The organism is Selenomonas sp. KH1T6 (assembly GCF_900108415.1).
GTDB classification, from domain to species: domain Bacteria; phylum Bacillota; class Negativicutes; order Selenomonadales; family Selenomonadaceae; genus Selenomonas_B; species Selenomonas_B ruminantium_A.
This window is the reverse complement of sequence record NZ_FNWN01000008.1, coordinates 40,976-59,865: the sequence shown is the minus strand read 5'-3', so window position 1 is coordinate 59,865 and position 18,890 is coordinate 40,976. Positions and strand designations below refer to the sequence as shown.

Annotated in this window: 20 protein-coding genes; all 20 read right to left on the bottom strand. The window is 43.7% G+C overall.

Annotated elements, in window-relative coordinates:
* Positions 1 to 88: 88 nt before the first annotated feature.
* Positions 89 to 1,498 (bottom strand): AMP-binding protein, encoded by a 1,410-nt coding sequence (locus BLW59_RS07220; RefSeq protein ID WP_074697287.1) that lies wholly within the window; start codon positions 1,496 to 1,498, stop codon positions 89 to 91.
* Between the two features lie 10 nt (positions 1,499 to 1,508).
* Complete coding sequence (locus BLW59_RS07215; protein WP_074697245.1) at positions 1,509 to 1,748, bottom strand: acyl carrier protein; 240 nt, start codon at positions 1,746 to 1,748, stop codon at positions 1,509 to 1,511.
* A gap of 6 nt (positions 1,749 to 1,754) precedes the next feature.
* Positions 1,755 to 2,846, bottom strand: coding sequence for an FkbM family methyltransferase (locus tag BLW59_RS07210; protein ID WP_074697244.1), 1,092 nt, complete (start codon positions 2,844 to 2,846; stop codon positions 1,755 to 1,757).
* A gap of 26 nt (positions 2,847 to 2,872) precedes the next feature.
* Positions 2,873 to 3,844, bottom strand: a complete 972-nt coding sequence (locus BLW59_RS07205; protein WP_074697243.1) for a transketolase family protein — start codon at positions 3,842 to 3,844, stop codon at positions 2,873 to 2,875.
* Entirely contained in the window at positions 3,841 to 4,671 is an 831-nt protein-coding gene (locus tag BLW59_RS07200; RefSeq protein WP_074697242.1) for a transketolase, read from the bottom strand. Before BLW59_RS07200 ends, BLW59_RS07205 begins: the two co-directional genes overlap by 4 nt.
* A gap of 4 nt (positions 4,672 to 4,675) precedes the next feature.
* Positions 4,676 to 5,422, bottom strand: coding sequence for an SDR family NAD(P)-dependent oxidoreductase (locus tag BLW59_RS07195; RefSeq protein ID WP_074697241.1), 747 nt, complete (start codon positions 5,420 to 5,422; stop codon positions 4,676 to 4,678).
* A 13-nt stretch (positions 5,423 to 5,435) separates the two neighbouring features.
* On the bottom strand, positions 5,436 to 6,092 hold the full coding sequence (locus BLW59_RS07190; protein WP_074697240.1) for an MBL fold metallo-hydrolase: 657 nt from the start codon (positions 6,090 to 6,092) through the stop codon (positions 5,436 to 5,438).
* Between the two features lie 21 nt (positions 6,093 to 6,113).
* Entirely contained in the window at positions 6,114 to 7,211 is a 1,098-nt protein-coding gene (locus BLW59_RS07185) for a 3-oxoacyl-ACP synthase III family protein (protein WP_139283587.1), read from the bottom strand.
* Between the two features lie 9 nt (positions 7,212 to 7,220).
* Complete coding sequence (locus BLW59_RS07180) at positions 7,221 to 7,445, bottom strand: acyl carrier protein (protein WP_074697238.1); 225 nt, start codon at positions 7,443 to 7,445, stop codon at positions 7,221 to 7,223.
* Positions 7,446 to 7,464: 19 nt separating this feature from the next.
* Positions 7,465 to 8,532, bottom strand: coding sequence for a ketoacyl-ACP synthase III (locus BLW59_RS07175; protein WP_074697237.1), 1,068 nt, complete (start codon positions 8,530 to 8,532; stop codon positions 7,465 to 7,467).
* Positions 8,533 to 8,541: 9 nt separating this feature from the next.
* Positions 8,542 to 9,303 (bottom strand): SDR family NAD(P)-dependent oxidoreductase, encoded by a 762-nt coding sequence (locus tag BLW59_RS07170; protein ID WP_074697236.1) that lies wholly within the window; start codon positions 9,301 to 9,303, stop codon positions 8,542 to 8,544.
* Between the two features lie 11 nt (positions 9,304 to 9,314).
* Positions 9,315 to 9,971, bottom strand: coding sequence for a hypothetical protein (locus BLW59_RS07165; protein ID WP_175463376.1), 657 nt, complete (start codon positions 9,969 to 9,971; stop codon positions 9,315 to 9,317).
* Between the two features lie 8 nt (positions 9,972 to 9,979).
* Entirely contained in the window at positions 9,980 to 11,095 is a 1,116-nt protein-coding gene (locus BLW59_RS07160) for a DegT/DnrJ/EryC1/StrS family aminotransferase (protein WP_074697234.1), read from the bottom strand.
* 160 nt (positions 11,096 to 11,255) lie between these two features.
* Positions 11,256 to 12,575, bottom strand: a complete 1,320-nt coding sequence (locus tag BLW59_RS07155; RefSeq protein ID WP_074697233.1) for a glycosyltransferase family 2 protein — start codon at positions 12,573 to 12,575, stop codon at positions 11,256 to 11,258.
* Positions 12,576 to 12,597: 22 nt separating this feature from the next.
* Positions 12,598 to 13,473 carry a glycosyltransferase family 2 protein gene (locus tag BLW59_RS07150; protein WP_074697232.1) on the bottom strand — a complete coding sequence of 292 codons (876 nt, stop codon included), beginning with the start codon at positions 13,471 to 13,473 and terminating at the stop codon, positions 12,598 to 12,600.
* 3 nt (positions 13,474 to 13,476) lie between these two features.
* Positions 13,477 to 14,289: a nucleoside-diphosphate sugar epimerase/dehydratase gene (locus tag BLW59_RS07145; protein WP_074697231.1), complete on the bottom strand. Its 813-nt coding sequence runs from the start codon at positions 14,287 to 14,289 to the stop codon at positions 13,477 to 13,479.
* Positions 14,290 to 14,309: 20 nt separating this feature from the next.
* Positions 14,310 to 15,698, bottom strand: coding sequence for an SPASM domain-containing protein (locus tag BLW59_RS07140; RefSeq protein WP_074697230.1), 1,389 nt, complete (start codon positions 15,696 to 15,698; stop codon positions 14,310 to 14,312).
* A 254-nt stretch (positions 15,699 to 15,952) separates the two neighbouring features.
* Positions 15,953 to 16,486: a glycosyltransferase family 2 protein gene (locus BLW59_RS07135; protein WP_074697229.1), complete on the bottom strand. Its 534-nt coding sequence runs from the start codon at positions 16,484 to 16,486 to the stop codon at positions 15,953 to 15,955.
* Positions 16,487 to 16,512: 26 nt separating this feature from the next.
* Positions 16,513 to 17,538 carry a class I SAM-dependent methyltransferase gene (locus BLW59_RS07130; RefSeq protein WP_074697228.1) on the bottom strand — a complete coding sequence of 342 codons (1,026 nt, stop codon included), beginning with the start codon at positions 17,536 to 17,538 and terminating at the stop codon, positions 16,513 to 16,515.
* A 190-nt stretch (positions 17,539 to 17,728) separates the two neighbouring features.
* Positions 17,729 to 18,874, bottom strand: coding sequence for an IS5 family transposase (locus BLW59_RS07125; protein ID WP_318258412.1), 1,146 nt, complete (start codon positions 18,872 to 18,874; stop codon positions 17,729 to 17,731).
* Between the last annotated feature and the right edge of the window lie 16 nt (positions 18,875 to 18,890).

Genomic DNA, 18,890 nt, shown 5'->3' with positions numbered 1-18,890 from the left:
CTCTCTTTACATAACACACAATATCATTTCATATATCCTCAAGCTGGCCGGTGACCATCAAAGATGGTGGTGGGGGGAACAGTTGGTGCTAGTGAATATACCTCATCAACTCCTGATACAATGTCTTACCCGCATCATTATGGGGAATTTCTGCCAGCGCCACCGTACGGAACGCCGAAGGATGCAATCCGGTCTCTTTGGCAAGATATGTCTTATACTCCGGCAGCCGCATCTCATCCGTGCCGAAAATATACAACTTATCATCTATGCCACCGCAGGCCACATCCGCCGTCTTGAATTGCGCTTTCAGCAAACGCTCTGCATCATCCAGATTTACCCGATTGCCAAAAACCTTGAGAAAGCGCTTCTTGCGACCCACAATCGTATAGAAGCCCTCCCTGTCCCGTTTGGCCATATCTCCTGTCAGATAGCGCCCCCGGCGCTCGTCCCCCTTCTGCAAGTCGGCGGCGCACTCGGCATAGCCCCAGGTCACATTCTCACCGTAATAGACAAGCTCCCCTACTGTGTCCGTCTCCTGCACCGGGGAACCATCCTCATTCCATAGCTCGAAACGTCCGCCGGGGATGGCAATCCCCATGCAGCCCACCTTCTCCAGGCTCTGCTCAAAAGGCAGATACCCCATGCGGGCAGTAGCCTCGCAGGCACCGTACATGACCACGAACTTCCTGCCTTTGTCCTTTGCCCAGCGGGCAAATTCCTCATGCAGCTTAGGCAGGATTTTGCCGCCGGCCTGAGTCAGTGTGCGCAAAGCAGGCAAATCCATGCGCGTGAAACGCAGTCGTTTCAACATTTCATAGGTATATGGCACCCCGGCCAAGGATGTTGCTCCCTGCTCGCGCATAAACTGCCAGAACTCCTTCTGCATCAGGGAACTGCGCGTCAGGAGCACGGAGGCGCCCACTGCCAGATGGGTATTGATGATACTAAGGCCATAGGTATACTGCATAGGCAGCGAAGTAACTGCCCGTTCAACCTCGTCTATATGCAAATACTCAACTATCGAGTCAGTATTGGCACGGATATTTCCATATGTTTGCCGCACGAACTTCGGGCTGCCGGTGGAGCCGGAGGTGGTCAGCAGTAAGGCCAGATTCGGGTGCAATACAGTCTCACTGCCATAGGGTAGGCATAGCAACTCATAGCCCCAGGCTGTGTGAACTGGCTTAGCCCCACAGACTGGGCAACCATGCCCCTGAGCCTGCCAGATAAAGGCCGGATGGTAAGCTTCTATCAGCTCTTGCAATCTGTCCTCAGGCAGGTCATGGCGCAGCATCACTGGTACAATTCGTCCATTAAGGGCACCAACGTAGCCAATCAAACTGCCAAGCACGTTGTCACTGAGGATAAAAATCAGACACCTGCCCCCCACAGCTTCCGCAAACTCAACAGAAGCTGTGGCTAACTGGCCATAGGTCAAAACATGACCACAATCATCCCGAAGGGCAATATTATCTGCATATTTTTGCAAGTCCCACATGGGATGCATCTCAGAACTGCACATCATATTTGCCGGACAAGATTTCCTTGCCCTTTTCATAGGAACTGAGGTCGATGATGTCTTCCGTCTCCATCATAATATCAAAAGCTTCCTCGATTTCTGCGATCAGGCTCATATGTCCTACGGAATCCCATTCCTCAATCTCGTTAAACTTTAAAGCCGGTACGCCACTTTCCTCAACGCCAAAAGCATTGACAAAAGATTGTACATATTTTTCCTCGTTAGACATATTACCTCACTCACCTTCCGGAACAGCGTAAAGAACTAAATCGTACTCGTGTGTCAAACCATACTTTCGTAAATAAAGACGATATCCACCCAGACTATTAATGTATTGTGGTAATGTTATCAGATCGTCTGTACGATGATACGCGCAAACGGCCAAGCTAGGGCGATAACGCCTTATAGATTCTTCGGCTCCGCGCAAGGCGTTCAATTCTGCTCCCTCGATATCCATTTTTATAAAATCTACTTTAGAGCCATTCAAGATATTATCAATAGAACATCCTTCTACTTCAAATTGCCCCTTATTATTGGAAACGGCAGCTCCATATTCGCCCTCCAGATTAAAGAATAACTTTTCTTCTTTATCCCATGTAGCTTTCGGTATGATTTCTACATCGTGCCATCCATTAATTTCCGTGTATAGACGCAGAGCAGCAACATTAAACGCCTCTGACTCCATAGCGTAAATTTTAGCATAATTGCCATGGCACCAATTGACAAATCCTTCAATGGTATCGCCACGATAGGCACCGCAATCTACGTACACTCCATTTTGGGGTACTTGAAACAAATCGTTTATAAAATATTCAGGTTCATCCTTATAAACATCGATATTCCAAGCAATGTCGCCGCTAATTTTCAAATTTAAATAAGCAAGCATCGTTTTCTTGGAAACTTCATCTGCAAGACAGTCATAGGTTTCTTGAAATTTTTCTTGATTATTCCTTACAAATTCATAATCTATAGGCGCTATTTTTCCCACTATAGCTGGAAAAACAAATTTTTTCAAGCTTCGATCACTAAGAAATGATCTAACCACCGATTCTGCACCTATTGCAAGTACGACAGCAATCTTGTCCGAATACTTCCTCAACAGAGAAAAATCCCAAACTTGTGCACCATCAAATAATCTTGACGAACCATAGTATTCATGGTCAACAGCATATGCCGTTGGTTCGATGCCGTGTTGCCTTAACAATTTGGCTATCTGTATACCCATTGCACTTGCACCATAAATCACCACCGGCAAATTTGTAGCTTTTATGTCATCGTAAATATTGTCCTGAGCATTTCTCACATTCTTTATATTATCCAAAAACACTATACCCGCCTCTTTCCACATACTTCTCACGATAGTGTTGCTAATATTTTACCACGTATCGCACTTGCATCCATACCGCAAGTTGCTAACATATAGGTGTAGTCACCAGCCTTAGGAAATTCATCCATAATGCCGATTTTCAGCAAAGGCGCGTGTTTAGGCAAGGCTGCCAATTCTGCCGCCACAATATCGCCCAAGCCGCCGATACGGAAATGCTCCTCCAGTGTCACGACCAATTTACTGGACTGAAAGCCGTCCTGTAAGGACTCTAAAAATAGTGGCTTGAGTGTCGCCACATCATAGACAGCACAGGACAAGCCATCTGACTTCAAGGCTCGAGCTGTACGAAGCCCTTCAGATAATATAGCTCCTGTACCCAAAAGCAGAATATCTTCACCATCACGTAACATATATGGCCTGCCTATCTCCAAAGAAAATTCCTTGCGATAAACAGCAGGAGAACCATCAATGCCCGTCAGACGCAAAAAAGCTGGCCCGTCATATTTTAGCATATATTCCAGGCACTTACCCTCCTCCATACAGTCTGCTGGGGATAAAAGAAGCATCCCCGGTATCGTCCTAACCAGGGATAGATCCTCCAGACAGTAGTGAGTATTGCCCTGCACCCCCAGGGAAAAACCGCTGGCCAGGGACACTGCCTTGACATTCAGGTGCATATAGCCAACCAAAGTACGCAGCGCTTCATAGGCCCGCATGGTCACGAATGGAGCAAAAGAAACAATAAACACATTGCTCCCTTCCCTGGCCAGGCCGGCAGCTATACCTGCCATATTTTGCTCTGCAATGCCCACATTGAGGAACTTTTCAGGAAAACGCTGGGCAAACCCCTGCAGGCCGGCAGAACTGGCCACATCTGCGGCGATGACCATCAAATCATCGTGCTCCTCAGCCATTTCTTCCATCCACAGACCGAAGGCCTTGCGCATGCCAAAGCGATTTTTCTGCAGCATGGCTTTCGGAGAAAAATCTGCACTCATCTTGCACTCGCCTCCAATTCCTGCTTCAACGCCTGATATTGCTCTTCGTTTAGCCTGGCATGGTGCCAGCCTGACCTTCCGGCGACAGAGGGCAGCCCCTGCCCTTTGATAGTTTTCGCCAGTAGCACCAGGGGCTTATCGTTGGCGCATGCAGTCAGTTTTTCGGCCAGCTGCTCCAAATCATGCCCATCCGCAGTCTCTGTCTGCCAACCAAAGCCTGACCATACCCTTGCGAAATCATGAACCGGCATAATGTCCGCAGTAAAGCCATCCAGTGACTGTCCGTTGATATCCACTATGGCTGTCAAGTTATCCAGCTTGAGCCTGGCTGCCGCCATCACTGCCTCCCAGACAGAGCCTTCATTGCATTCCCCGTCACCAAGCAGCACATACACATGATAATCAAGACCATGGCGTTTTGCATATAAGGCAGAGCCTATGCCAATCGACAGGCCATAGCCCAGACTACCGCTGGAACTCTCTATGCCTTTGCCGGGATTGCACACTTCATGAGTAGGCAAATCCGAGCCTGACTGCTCAAAAGTCAGCAACTCATCCTTCGGCATAAAGCCGGCTTCAGCCAAAACAGCATAATGGGCCAAAGCAACATGTCCTTTGCTTAGGAAAAAGCGGTCACGTCCGGCTGCCTCAGCCTGCTCCGGACTGATGTGCATTATCTTGCCGTATAGTACAGCCAGAATATCCGCACAGGACAAGGCTCCCCCCAGATGCCCGCCGTTGGCCCCTGCCCGATAAGTCATCTCAAGCACATCACGGCGGATGGACAGCGCCAGTTCCTGCAAGCGTTGCAATTCTTCTTTCCCCATAAACTCACACCCTTCCGCCATCTATCACCAGCACTTGTTTGGTAATATAGCTGGCATAGTCACTGGCCAGGAAAGCCACGGCTTTTGCGACCTCATCAGGCTGTCCGGCCCTTCCCAGCACGGTCTGGGAAAGCTCCTGCATTCGTATTTCCTCTGCCATGGCCTGGCCCATCTCCGTCTCGATCACTCCGGGTGCCACCGCATTTACTCGGATACCGCTTGCCCCCAGTTCCAGCGCCAACTTCTTGGTAGCCGCTATAATGGCCCCCTTGCTGGCCGCATACTCAAGCTGCCCGGGCTGCCCACGCAGAGCGGCCACAGAGGCCAGATTTACGATGGAGCCATGCTTCTGCCTCACCATCAGTCTGGAAATAAGCTGGGTCAGTTGCATGGCCGCAAAGAAATTCGCCTCCATCACCTTCCGCATCTCAGAGAGTGGCGTCATCTGGAACAGATAGTTCTCACCAATGATACCTGCATTATTGACCAAGACATCTACCGAGACCTTATTCCCGCGAATTTGGCGCACTGCATCCTGTACGGCCTTTTCATCCGTAAGCTCTGCATAAACAGGCTGAATCCAGACACCATACTTATGCTCTAGTTCTTCCACAAAAGCCATAAAATCTGGTCTCTCCGTCCTTACTAAAGCCCAAACATTGGCGCCTTCGCTTGCAAATATCTCCAAGATAGCCTTGCCAATGCCCCTGTTGCAACCTGTAATAACAGCGTTCTTGCCTTCAAGCAGCATGGTAAGCCCTCCCTCATTTTATGAATTTGCTGTCCCTCATTCTGAACGATTCCCCATGACCAGGATAGATCAGCTTGTCCTTATGGATTGATTGCAAATATGGCAGCGCTTTTTGCCTATAGTCCCTGCGGCTGCCATAGGGACAGCGCGTGATTACAGGTGTATCCCGCAGAAGTGAATCTCCTGTAAAAACCATATCCCCCATTTCTATGCAGGCACTCCCCGGTGAATGCCCCGGCGTTTCCACCATGTTTACAGTCATACCATGAAAATTAAAGCTGTATGACCCTTGAAACACAATCTCTGCCGGTATCATTGCATAGCGTTCGTTGATTGGTTCCCACTCTGCTACTCCATGCAACTCCATCAGGGCATCGTAATATGCTGATAAATTATGTCTGGAATCACCTGCAGCCACCGAGCAGGCCTCTGAGGCTATGACTTTGCAGCCATACTGCTGACGCAGTTCCTCCACCGCACCAATGTGATCATAATGTTCATGAGTGAGCAGAATATAGGCACATCTTTTTCCATGTTCTGTCTGCCAGTCTGCAATTCTCGGATATCCGTAAGGGTCAATAGCCAGATAATCAAGCCAATCTTCCCGCCAGATAAGATACGTCACTTCATCGATAGGCGCATTATGCAGCGCAGTCACTTGCAAGTCCATTCTCTCTCCTACATTCTGCCGTCAGGATGGTTCTACTTCTCCCTCAGCGTAAAATTCGTCTGTTTCTAGCATCGGCAGCACATCAGCTGGGTTGACCTCGATAGTTGCCACACCCCAGGAGAGTCCTACGCCGAAGCCGCATAAAAATAATCTTTGCGGCTCTACTGAGTCAACACCGCCCAGCTGGTCGATGATTGTAACCGGTACAGTGCCGCAGTTTGTATTGCCGTAGTGAGTGAGACTGAGCGGTACCTTGTCCAAGGGCAGCTTGGCAAGCTTGGCTATGCGCTCCACAATCATCTTATTGGCCTGATGCAGATAGAATCCCGCATAATCCTCCGATGTCTCACCCCGCTCCTGCAAGAATTTCTTGATCAGTCTCGGTGCCACCGTGGTGGAAAAGGAAAATACCCCCATGCCGTCCATATACGAATCATAAAGGGAGCGATCCACACCATCGCTCCAGCGCGTCACCTCACGCGGAGCATCTGCACAGCGTGCTCCCCCCAAGGTATATAGCAGCTTGAAATCAGTACCGTCTGCATAAAGTTCTGTTCTGATGCCAGCTCCCTGGTCTGATTTTTCCAGCAAAGTAGCCGTGCCTGCGTCGCCAAACATCATCAGATAGCCATGATCCGGCTTTTCACGCCCAGTAAAATCGTTGTTCTTCGGCACATCGCCTACAACGAGCAAAACATATCTCTGCTGCGAAGCTTGCAACAGGCTGCAGGCAATATGCAGACCGTACACATACCCTGTACAGCCAAGATTTACATCAAAGGCTATGCAAGATTGGGGCAGCCTCAACCTTTTATGGAGTATAAAAGCTGTTGAAGGTGCCACATAGTCCGGGAACTCCGTCACGTTGACGATAGCACCTATTTCCTCTCGCTTGATTCCCTTCTCCGTAAGCAGCCGCTCTGCCGCCGCAAAGCCCAGGTCGCTGGCAGTCTGACGGCGCGGCGACCGCCGCACCTCCAGGATACCAGTCACCGTCTTTACCCGCTGTACAACCTTTGCACCTACCTGTGAGAGGAAGTCATCCGTATGCACGATATGACTTGGTACCGCCCCAGCAATGCCAGACACCTTGATATTAGCAAAATACGTTTCTGCCATATCAAACACTCAACCCTCTACCATGCGTTTAAGAATATCCTCTATCGTTTCAAAAGATTTGACTTCATCACTAGTAAGCTTGACACCAAACTCATCCTGCATCAATACGATCAGAGAAAGTTTAGACATAGAATCATATTCTTCAATATCGTCGAGGTTGGTTTCCGGTTTCAGCGTACCTTCATCTAATTCAAGCATATCCTCAAGCAGAGCCAGTTTTTCCTGTTCGTTCATAATAATAAACTCCTTTTCATCAATCTTCTATATCGTCCCTAAAGTATTCGTCTGTCTTCACAAGAGGAAGAATTTGTGCAGGTGACAAGCGCAAATCACAGACTGCCCACGACAGTCCTACACCAAACCCACAGGTAAGCAGACGCTTTATATCTGCGCTATCATCATCACCGTACTGCTTCACAAAAGTTGCCGGAATTGAAGCAGAACTTGTATTACCAAAAACATCAATTGATACAGCCAGTTGCTCCTTTGAAAATCCAGAACGTTTTGCAATCTGCTTCATAATAAAAAGATTAGCTTGGTGAAGTACCAACGAGTCATAATCATCAGGATGTGTGCCCTGCATGGCCATGTATTCCTTGATCATAGCAGGAGCTTCTTCTGTAGAAAAATTAAAAACTGTAACATCATCCATAATACTTAGCCGTTCAGTATCAGGATGCCGCCATCTTTTGTATGGATCAATAATAGCTTTATAACCTGCACCATCTGTACATGATGAAAAGCACAACTCACTATCTGAATTTGTGTTTTCCAACAAGGTAGCTGTCCCCATATCACCAAACAGGTACTTGCTGGAATGGCTTACTCTATCATCATAATGATGGTATGATCTTGCAAAGGTATCACCGCACAGCATCAGTGCCTTCTTTATATTGGAACTTGCCATTAAGCCAGCTATAATATTTAGCCCATAAACGAATCCTGAGCAGCCTAAGTTTACATCAAAGGCGATGCAGTTATTCAGCCCTTTGCCCCCTCCTAATCGATACTGCAAGACACAGGCAGTAGCAGGTGTAGTATAATCAGGGCACTGACTTACAAAAATAAGTGCACCTATTTCGCTTATGTCAGTTTGATATTCATTTAAAAGCTTTTTGCCTGCTTCATAACAAAGATCCGCGGTTGTTTGTTGTAACTTAGCCACATATCTGCCTTTTACTCCTGTCATTTTTTCAAATTTAGCCAAATTAAAATCATCAGGTTGTTCTGTTTCAACTAAATCTTTTAAGGATTGCCATTTCTTAGGAACGGCTGCTGCTATTCCTAAAATTTCAATTCCCTTATATTTGTTTATTATCATTCTATCTCCTTAATGACACGTGTAGCCACCATCAACTGAAAAGTGAGCGCCAGTTATAAATCTAGCACTTTCAGCTAAAAGAAAGGCCACCATATTAGCTATATCTTCCGTCTCGCCTATTCCCAAAAATTGCTTTTCCAGCAGTTGTTCCTGAAAACCACTCCCCATTTCCTGAATCCCCATCTGGTACATGGACGTATTGATTGAGCCGGGACGGATAGTATTGATGCGTATGGATTTATCTGCAAACTCCTGTGCCATCACCCGCACAGCAGCATCCATAGCTGCTTTGGATGCACTATACACACTCTGGCTCTTGCCTCCTGCTACAGAAGCACATGACGAAAGGCCAACTATAGACATTCCCGGGTTAAATCGTCCACGTTTTACCAAACTGCGCACCAATTCGTAAAATGCAAAGAAATTTATCCCCATCATTCTGGAGACAAAGTCAGGTTTAGCCATCTTAACAGGTCTAGCATCAGCAATACCACAACAATATACCAGTCCATCTAAGGGTCCTTCCTGACATGCTATATGCTTTATCAGTGGTTCAATAGCCTCTACCTGTGATAAATCTGCAGCATAAAAGCTATGTCCTGTTCCAACTAAAGAGTTAGTAACCTCTTTTAGCATCTCTTGGCGACGTGCTATCAGTATACACCTTGTCCCCATTTTTGCCAATACTTCTGCGGTCTTTCGGCCTATGCCGCTCGAAGCGCCTGCAATAATTACAGACTTATCTGCCAAATCGATTATATTAGTAGACATGATTTTCACCTCTACAAGTCTATTTTATGAGCCGGATTTCCCAATACATGTGTACCGGCTTTGACCTTTCCATAAACAGCACTTAATGGTGCCACAATAGCATTTTCTCCAATTTTAGAATTTTTTGCCAAAAATGAGCAACTACTTATTTGCGCTCCTTGCCCAACGACACATCCGCCGCTAATCTGTCCACGGGGATACACTGTTGAACATTTACATAGCAAGCAGTCGTGTCCTATGGTAACATCTGAGTTTAAGAACACTCCGTCCTCAAGGGTTGTATTGACTGAAATCATGCATCGGAATGTGACGATACACCCCTTTCCTATATGTACAGTATCATCAATGTAAACATCAGGCGCAATGAGAGTAGCAAAGGTTACACCCAAGCCATTTAATCTGTCAAAAACCTTTAATCTTTCCCTTGCATCGCCAACACACAGCACACATGATACACTGTGCCGATGATCAATAAGCCATTGTGTAGTTCCTATTACTTTTACTCCATTAATTACTTGTCCAGGCAAATAATACTCATCATCGACTACAAACCCTAAAAGGTTGAAAGTGGGATGTTTCTCGTTTATAGAATTAACAAGAAGAATCATCTCCTTCCCCATCCCTCCCGTACCAAACAGAACAACATCTTTCAATGATTCGTTCTCCATATTCAACCTCACTTTCCACATCTTAGTATTATGTCGCAAATTCTATCCACATCTGCCTGTTTTAAATCTGCATATAGAGGCAATGTCAACACTCGTTTTGCGACATGCAATGCTACTGGTGTATTCCCCGCATAAATACGATGACGATAACATTCAAAGTCGTTCGTAAGAGGGTAAAAGTATTTACGCGCATATATATTATCCTTGGCCAGTGCAGAAACAACTTCATTACGCGTAGCACCAAACTCATGTTCCTCAAATACTACAGGGAAATAAGCATAATTTGATATGACATCTTCTGGGATAGGATTCAATCGCAGCCCTGGCACATTATCTAGTCGTTTACGATAATGTGCCACTACCTTGCCACGTTTGGATATTTCATCATCGATATGACGTAAATTACAAAGCCCCATGGCTGCTGCAAATTCATTCATCTTTGCATTCGCACCAACCCCATCAACTACTTCTTCACTGCGAATGCCAAAGTTCTTCAGCCGATAAAGTTCCAAGCCAAAGTCTTTCAGTCTATCAGAGTAGCATGAGGCTCCCCCCTCAATGGTATGGAACACTTTGGTAGCATGGAAGCTAAAACAGCTGACATCACCAAAGTTTGCAACGCTTTGTCCTTTGTACTTCTCGCCAAAGGCATGAGCAGCATCATATATGACCTTTAAGCCATATTTATCAGCTATTCTTTGTATCTCCTCGACATTGCAAATATTGCCATAAACATGCACCGGCATGATAGCCGTGGTTTTATCTGTAATCAAATTTTCTAATTTATTTGTATCAATGGTAAAGTCGTCTGGACGGATATCGCAAAATACCGGTGTCAAGTTATTTCTGACTATTGCATGGGTTGTAGAAGCAAATGTAAAAGGAGTAGTGATAACCTCACCTGTAAGTTTCAGTGCTTGGAGCGACAATTCTAATGCCATGTGTCCATTAACTAATAGATGTAAATGTTCCACCTCAAGGTATTGCTGAAGCGCATGTATGAGGCACTCATGCTTTGACCCCATATTGGTCAGCCAGTGGCTGTCCCAGATATCACGAATTTCATCTATATACTCCTCCAGTGGAGGCAGTGATGAACGTGTTACTAATATCTTTTTCTCCATTCTTCGCCCCCCTTTTTCCTTAAGCATAAATATAGGCAACTCAATTTGCTGTAGCCTGCATCTATGCAACGCTCTATCGTAAAACAAAGTCCTCTATAAATGTCACCTTCAGACAATTTTATCACTCTTTTCTCTACACAATGATGCATGTAGTCGGAAATCAAACATCATGGAGCACCAACTTAGAACGTATTGCCTCTAGCAATAATACATCTACGGCTATGATTTCTTTAAATCCATATTTTTCCGCATTTTTCCTCATATCCCTTTGATGCTTATATGCTACAGAAAGAACTATTACATCACCAGATGCTGGAGAAACCTCGCTAATGGCATATATAGGGCAGCCAACACCTGTATGCATTCTTTTATCACTTTCTACAAAAATAACTTTATCAACAATCCCAGGTGTCAAGGATAAATATGAGAGCATCTCCCTGCCAATTTTTCCAGCGCCATACAGTATGATTCTGGTAGCATTAGCAATGCTAGCTTCAAAACCTCTCAGATACATATTTTTATCTATCTTTGCTTCTAAAATTCCTGCACTTTTAGCCCAAAAATGAGGAAATCCCTTCAATTGATCAAAAAGCAAGCGTTCATCATCAGAAAGTTTTTCTACTACTGCTTTCGCTGCAGCAAGCCATCTTTCTGCAAGAAATAACAGGCAATTTTCCACTTCTTCACTCAAGTTAGGGGTTTTATATGAAAGCTCTAAAATTGCACCATAATTCCACAGTCTGCTATAGGCATGCCTATAGTTATTAGTTTCTCCAGTTGTCGTAGAGCCTACCCTGTACCGCCTAACATAGACTCCGACATTCACATGTCGCATGCGATGACACGCTAGGTAGCATGCCAGGATATAAGGGCCATCTTCATAATACATACCATCCTGAAAGCGTATGCCAGTTCTCTTAAGCCATTTCTTGTCATAAAGCGCCAACACAACATTATTCAGGAACTCTCCATTACGACTCATTTCTACGAAATACTTTCGCCCATCAACAAGGCCGAGTTTACTATAGTCGTGTCGCATCTTATATACATCATTCGGAATTCCTTCAGGATGTATGTCAAAAATGACACTTTCTACCTCATATGTTAGCATTTCTAGATGCTCTTTCTCCAAATATGGTATCAATCTGCTTAAGGAATCTTTTGCTAACGTATCATCGCTATCCAAATAGCAAACATATTTCCCCTTTGCATTATCCAGACCAGTATTTCTTGCACGAGCCAGACCTCCATTGGAAGTCTGGCTCACTACTAATATACGGTCATCCAATTCTGCATATTTTTTCAACACTGCTAGGGAATTATCAGTAGAGCAATCCTCTACACATACAGCCTCCCAATCCTGAAAGTTCTGTTGCAATAGGCTATCTAAGCAAGCCGATAAGTAAGGTTCTACATTATAAACTGGTATAATGATTGATATAAATGGCCATCTACATTTTTCTTTATATCTTTCAGCCATAGTCATAACACCTCATCATTGATTATTCATCAGGATGTTCAAGCTGAGCCACTCGTTCTAAGTAATCTGATAGATCATATAAGCCAAGATTCCACAAGTGATCCTCAAACATAAGCTGTCGCTGTCTAATTGTATTCCTGCATCTATCCCCTGCATATGCAATAACACGTGAATACATAGCTATCTCTGCTTCATACCATATTTTCTTTCTCTGTTTGTCATCATCTTTCTTGTGCATTGCAGTCCATGAACCTGGTCGCATATATCTATACACAGCCATAACTTCCGGAAAATAATGTACTATTCCCTTCAAAGCCATCAAAATAACTAAAGGATAGTCACCCACTATTGCTTTACTCCTAAAATCTGGTAGTTCCAACAAGTATTTTGTACGGCAACATAAGGTAGCCGTTGCAAAGAAATCACCACCTCCACCTATAACCTCATCAGCCGTAAAATCTCTCTCTATCTCTGATTGCCTATCATCATATACTATAGCTTCATCGACCATTATATTTGCTGCAGAAGCTGTCATAGAACACTCGGGATGACTGCGCATATAGTCAATCTGCCTTTGCAATTTATCCTGGCAGCACCAGTAATCATCACCTTCACAAATAGCCGTGAATTCTCCACGAAGTTTAGGATAAACAAAAGTGCGAAAGCTCTGCTTGGATTTGCCAAGATTTTCTTTCTGTAAAATAGGCTGCACTTGTTTGGGGTACATGCGTTTATATTCGCTGATTATAGCCGCTGAATCGTCTGTAGACGCGTCGTCGTGGATAACTATTTCATAATCAAAATCCGTTTTTTGACACAATATACCATCAAATGCCTGTCTCAAATAAGGAGCATGATTATAAGAAAGACAAATGATGGATACTAAAGGCTCACCCATAAATCAAACACCTGCCACTTCGCCAAGACAAGATGAATAATAAAGAGACACTCCGTTACCTAAGGAGAGGCCACGATTAAAGTCATGTGATACAACATCCTGCACCATAAGCTTATGCGGAGTACAACAAATCAAAATCTGTGGCTTTATCTTAAATACGAGCGGTAGACACATCTCTGTTAATTTCTTTCCATGCAGGACTATCACATCACATTTTTCGTTACAGTCGATTATCTCACTTGCGGTTAACCCATCGAGACCTTTCATATTAACGATTTCATCCTTAGGTCTAAACACTTGTGCCTGATTTTGGCAAGCAGGATAATCATAAACAGCCAGCCTTCCCTTAGAGCCATTTCCATAAAGGACATATGTGACACTACCACCGACTATATGTTCAAGTCCAGCTTCGAAATAGCGCATATTATGCATATCTAGCTTAAAGTAATAGCAATATAGCAATAAGGCTAAATCCTCATGGAAGTTTCCATGTGAAATCAACTGCGGCAACAGCGGATTTCGATTGCCAAGCGATTTATTTTTTTCCTGACTGCTTAAAATCTGTATCTTCTCAGCTGGGATACCCATTTGTGTTAATTCCCTAACCACACGAATCCCAGATGCCAATGTTACAATTATTGAATCACATACTCGGCAATAATCTTTCAATTCCGACAGCGAGATTCCTTGCCGAAATCTCGCTGTCTTGCTTAAATCAGCATCACAATACCCAACAACATCATAAAGCTCATGTATTTCCGCATAACGTTTGGCAAAATTTCTTCCCAGACCGTAAATAATAACTTTATGCCGCACTGCCCTGCCCCCAATAATAATCAGTGAATATCCATAATATCTTGTATATCAAGCAACTCACCTGTGTAGCCATATTTCTTTAAAAAGCAAAGGACATCATCCATACTAATGACAGTAGTTACTATGACAGGTCTATCGCGCAATGCCACATCCAATTCGTCTGGGCGGACTATTCTTGCGCCATCATATTCCTGTACCTCGGAATAACGATCCAGCACATAACAGCGTTTCCCATGTTTATGTAAAACTTGTACCACTTTCTTGCCAATATCGCCTAAGCCATATACCAGTACTTCATGCTCAGCAAGATTACGTGCGTAATTATCAAGTTTATCCGAAAGTAACAAGGCACCCAAAACCTTTGTTTTCCTCTTCAAGTATCGAACTTCTTTTTTGAAAGGATATTCTCCTACTTCGCTATCCCTTCCTCCGCTTCCATCCGAAACCTTTGGGTGCTTAAATATCGGATCGCTCATCACAGTCTTCCACTCTTGATGATACGGATGCTCCGGCCCCCGTACATCCGTGAACCATTCCGTGACTGCATCCTTGCTATGCCATGGCTCATACGGACGAAGTGTCACCAAGTCTGCACCAAATTCTTCTAAACATCTACGTGTAAAAGTCGGCATTTCACGGAAATTACGCTCCTGTACAACCGTACGAAGTTCCAAAAAATTTATAATACCTTTTTCACGCAATCCTTTAATGAACTTCAGATTATCAACTATTTTTTCAATAGGAAGCTTGCTACCTGAAAGAATCTGATACGTTTTCTCATTAAAACTCATGATTGTAACACATGCAACGACGCGATACTGTCCAATGTTTTCTATTTGTGACCAATGCTCTGCGTCAAATAATGATCCATTTGTTTCAAGTATTACCTCGCATTCCTCTGGCTTTGCTAAAGGTCTCCAATCCGCCAAAAGTTTTAATGTATGTTTACTTACAAAAAGTTCACCACATCCGTTTGCCCCTATTCTTTTGAGATGCGGCATAATACTGCGAAGTCGTTTTTCTATCTTTTCTGCATTAGCTTCAGCCTTTATCCAGTCACACCTTTCCATACATCCATGTAAAGTGCAACTGGGGCAAGAATAGTTACAAATACGTTCAAACCCCAGTTGCAACTCCTCTGGATACTCCGGCAACTGTTCCATTTCTAACAGATGTTCATTTATAATGCCCCTAGCTAACCACGGACAAGCATCGACCTTACATCCAGAATAATCTTGTTTTGCCAACATATCTCGTATGTGGTTAAGCCGTTTACCGTGCCAAATGTCTTCCAAACTCTCTTCCAGTAAATTCCCAACATAACTATCACGCAACCATCCACATATCCTTACATCACCCTCGTAATTATAAAGCTGAAGATAGTTGACAGCCCTTGAACAAATTTTCATATCAATGAACCTCCCCCAATATACTATGTATGTAAATTAGAAAACTCAAAGCCGACTATTTGCCTGCCTCGAGACTTGGCACATTATTCAATGTGCCCCCACCATTTGTAGCAAAAGCTGTTGCGAATGAGTATCACCCATCTCAGTTTGATGTTTCACATGTACAATAGTACTTGAAAGAAGGTGAACATCATGCTGAGAGTGCCTGAAATCGGCTCCCACGCTGCTTTTAAGCAGCTCCTCTCCCAACGCATTCACAACAGCCGCCTCAAGCGCTTCGACAAGAAGAAACTCAAGCCTTTTTTCATTAAAACAGAGTTAGTATCAATGAGACCATAAAGCATATGAGTTTTTACCGTCTGGTCTCTATCTATTAGTATTTCTGCACTTTCACTAGGTTTTATTCTTTCAATCCCATCCACATGTGAAAAATTCACTCTTCCCCAAATGAAGTCTGAACCTGTCTTATTAATAAAATCTATCCTTTTTTGCAGACAATTTTCATACAGCATGCTATCAGAATCTAAAAAACAAATATAATCTCCTTTAGCTTCTTTTAATCCCACATTACGTGCGTGATTTGCGCCCTGGTTATTATCATACCTTATATATCTGATTCTATGGTCAGCATTCTTTTGTATAATCTCTTTTGTATTATCCTTCGATCCATCATCGACAATAATCAATTCCCATTTGGAATGAGTTTGTTCCAAAACACTGTTGACAGCATTTTGAATAAGATACCCACGATTGTACGTTGGCATTATAATAGAAACAAAAACATTCATATCCCACTCTCTCCTGCTTGTGTTACTTATCGTTTATTGCAAATCATGAGTACATCATCTTTAAGCAAACCGTTGCGTCTAACATCTGCTTCATTTAGCAGTTCACACGGCGTATATACCGAAACCTTGAACCCCAGAGACTCAATTCTTTGTACATAGTCCCTCCCAAACAGGCGAACATGATCCTCTTGCCCATAGTATTCCAAACGCTGTTTCTTTGTCAATGGTTCATTCATTTCAAAAGTATCCATATCGGCACAGATAGGGAAGGACAATATCAATTTACCATCTGGCTTTAGCACTCTTTTTACTTCTGACATTGCCTGTTTCATATTTTCTATATGTTCAAGCACATGATTCATAATAACATAATCAAAAACAGAATCTCTATACTGTATATCCAATATATCTGTTTGATGCATAGCACGCCCTAACTCTATATCTCCCGTATAATAGTCACAGCCAGGATTTGCTGCAATATATTCTGAAAGATGAGGTTCTGGTGCAAAATGAAGTACACGGCACTTGTCCCGGAATATTCCAGTATACTTAGTCAGCACTAAAAACTGCCAACGTTCTCTATCCACACTTCCGCAAACAGGACACTTATAATTATCTCGATAGCCTCCACCTATGATATGGTGCTCTTGAAAAAGCTTTATATCCTTTACATCGGCGCCACCGCCGCCAATGAAGTTTTTCACTTCCTTGCAGCAAAGCACACAATAACATTTCGACTTGCAATTATGTATGTTATTTTCGTCCAAAAATGGACCACATTCAACCACTAAAGCATTTTCCATGAAAACAGCCTTCAACCATAATTTAATCTTTCTGCTTGCTGTTTTATCGCGAATTGCAATAAAAATTCGCTTTTTCCCTTCCATTTTACATAAATTTGCAAAAGAAATAACTGACAGTCCATCAACAAGATTATCACTTGATAATTTTGTCTGACAAAAACAATCAACCTGTACTCCCAAACCAGAAAGAAAGTGTAAAAGACTTTGTCCATATACTCCGGCACCATATATGATATTCTTTTCTTCCATATCTATATCTCCATCAATGATTCTCCGCAATACTCTGTTTAGAAATTTAAGGAAACACTGATTTAATCTTCAATTTGCCCGAAAAAAACCGTATTGTGCAATGTCTTTTAGGATTGGACATTACTGTGGACTGGAACCCATTTTTATGGGCAGTATATCGCCATTGTTCCTTTTAATTGCAGACCTCACCCTACCCACAACAAAATTCTTCTTGCCGTCCTGCTCTAATGCACATCAAAAGATTTGCGGAAGCAAACAAGATGTGGCGTCGATGAAGATTTTTCTTGATTCCACGATAGACGGTTTTCATATAACCGAAATGTTTTTTCACAATAAGGAATGGATGTTCCACTTTGCAGCGTATGGATGACTTGCGACTGTCTTCCAGCCAGTCATAATCGATTCCTTGATATGCATCCGTTATCCTGTGACGGGAAGGACGATTCACGATGCGGTATTCCATGCTGGCAAGATGACTATCCTGTCGAATTTCTTCACGTTTCTCAATGCCAAGATATCCGGAAGCTGCATACAGCACATGGTCATCCGTGCGCAGAAGTTTGTGTTCTTCGCAAATATCATGGACATTTGCTGCTGTGGCCATGATCGTATGGATGTAGTCACTTCCAGCATCCACGCCAGAATGGATTTTCATGCCATGATACCATTGGTTCCCCTTCTTGGTTTGATGCATTTCAGGACCTCTTGTTTTGCTGGCGTTTTTGGTAGAGCTGGAAGCTTGGATGATGGTGGCATCCACGATGCTCCCGCCCTGCATCATGAGGCCAACGGCTTGCAGGCGTTCCCTGATATCATCAAATATTTGTCTGCCAATGTCATGCTCCTCCAGCAGATGCCTGAATTTCAACAACATAGTTACATCAGGAACCTGTTGCTTGCGAAAATCAATTCCAAGGAATTTCTTCATGGAATAGCTGTCATAAATGGCATCCTCAATCCCTTCATCGGACAGATTAAACCATGCCTGCATCAGATACATGCGAAGCATACACTCTATTTCTTTTGGCGGGCGTCCACGCTTTCCCTCCGGATAAAAGGGAGATATCATAGCTACCCATCGTTTCCATGGAATGATTTGATTCATTTGCTGCAGAAAATTTTCACGTTTCGGCACTCGTTTCCTATGACTGTACTTGAGTATTGTGGCGAGACAGGGCCGGTATATGCACTGTTCTTTTGGACTTTGGAAGGTCTCTTTAAATCCTGACTCCAACATATTGCCTATAATACCATTGGGCATCCAGCCACAAATACGAATATTTCCAAGTTCATCGATTACCTGTACAAAGTTTAACGCCCTAGGGCATATTTTCATAATGTATTCCCCTCCG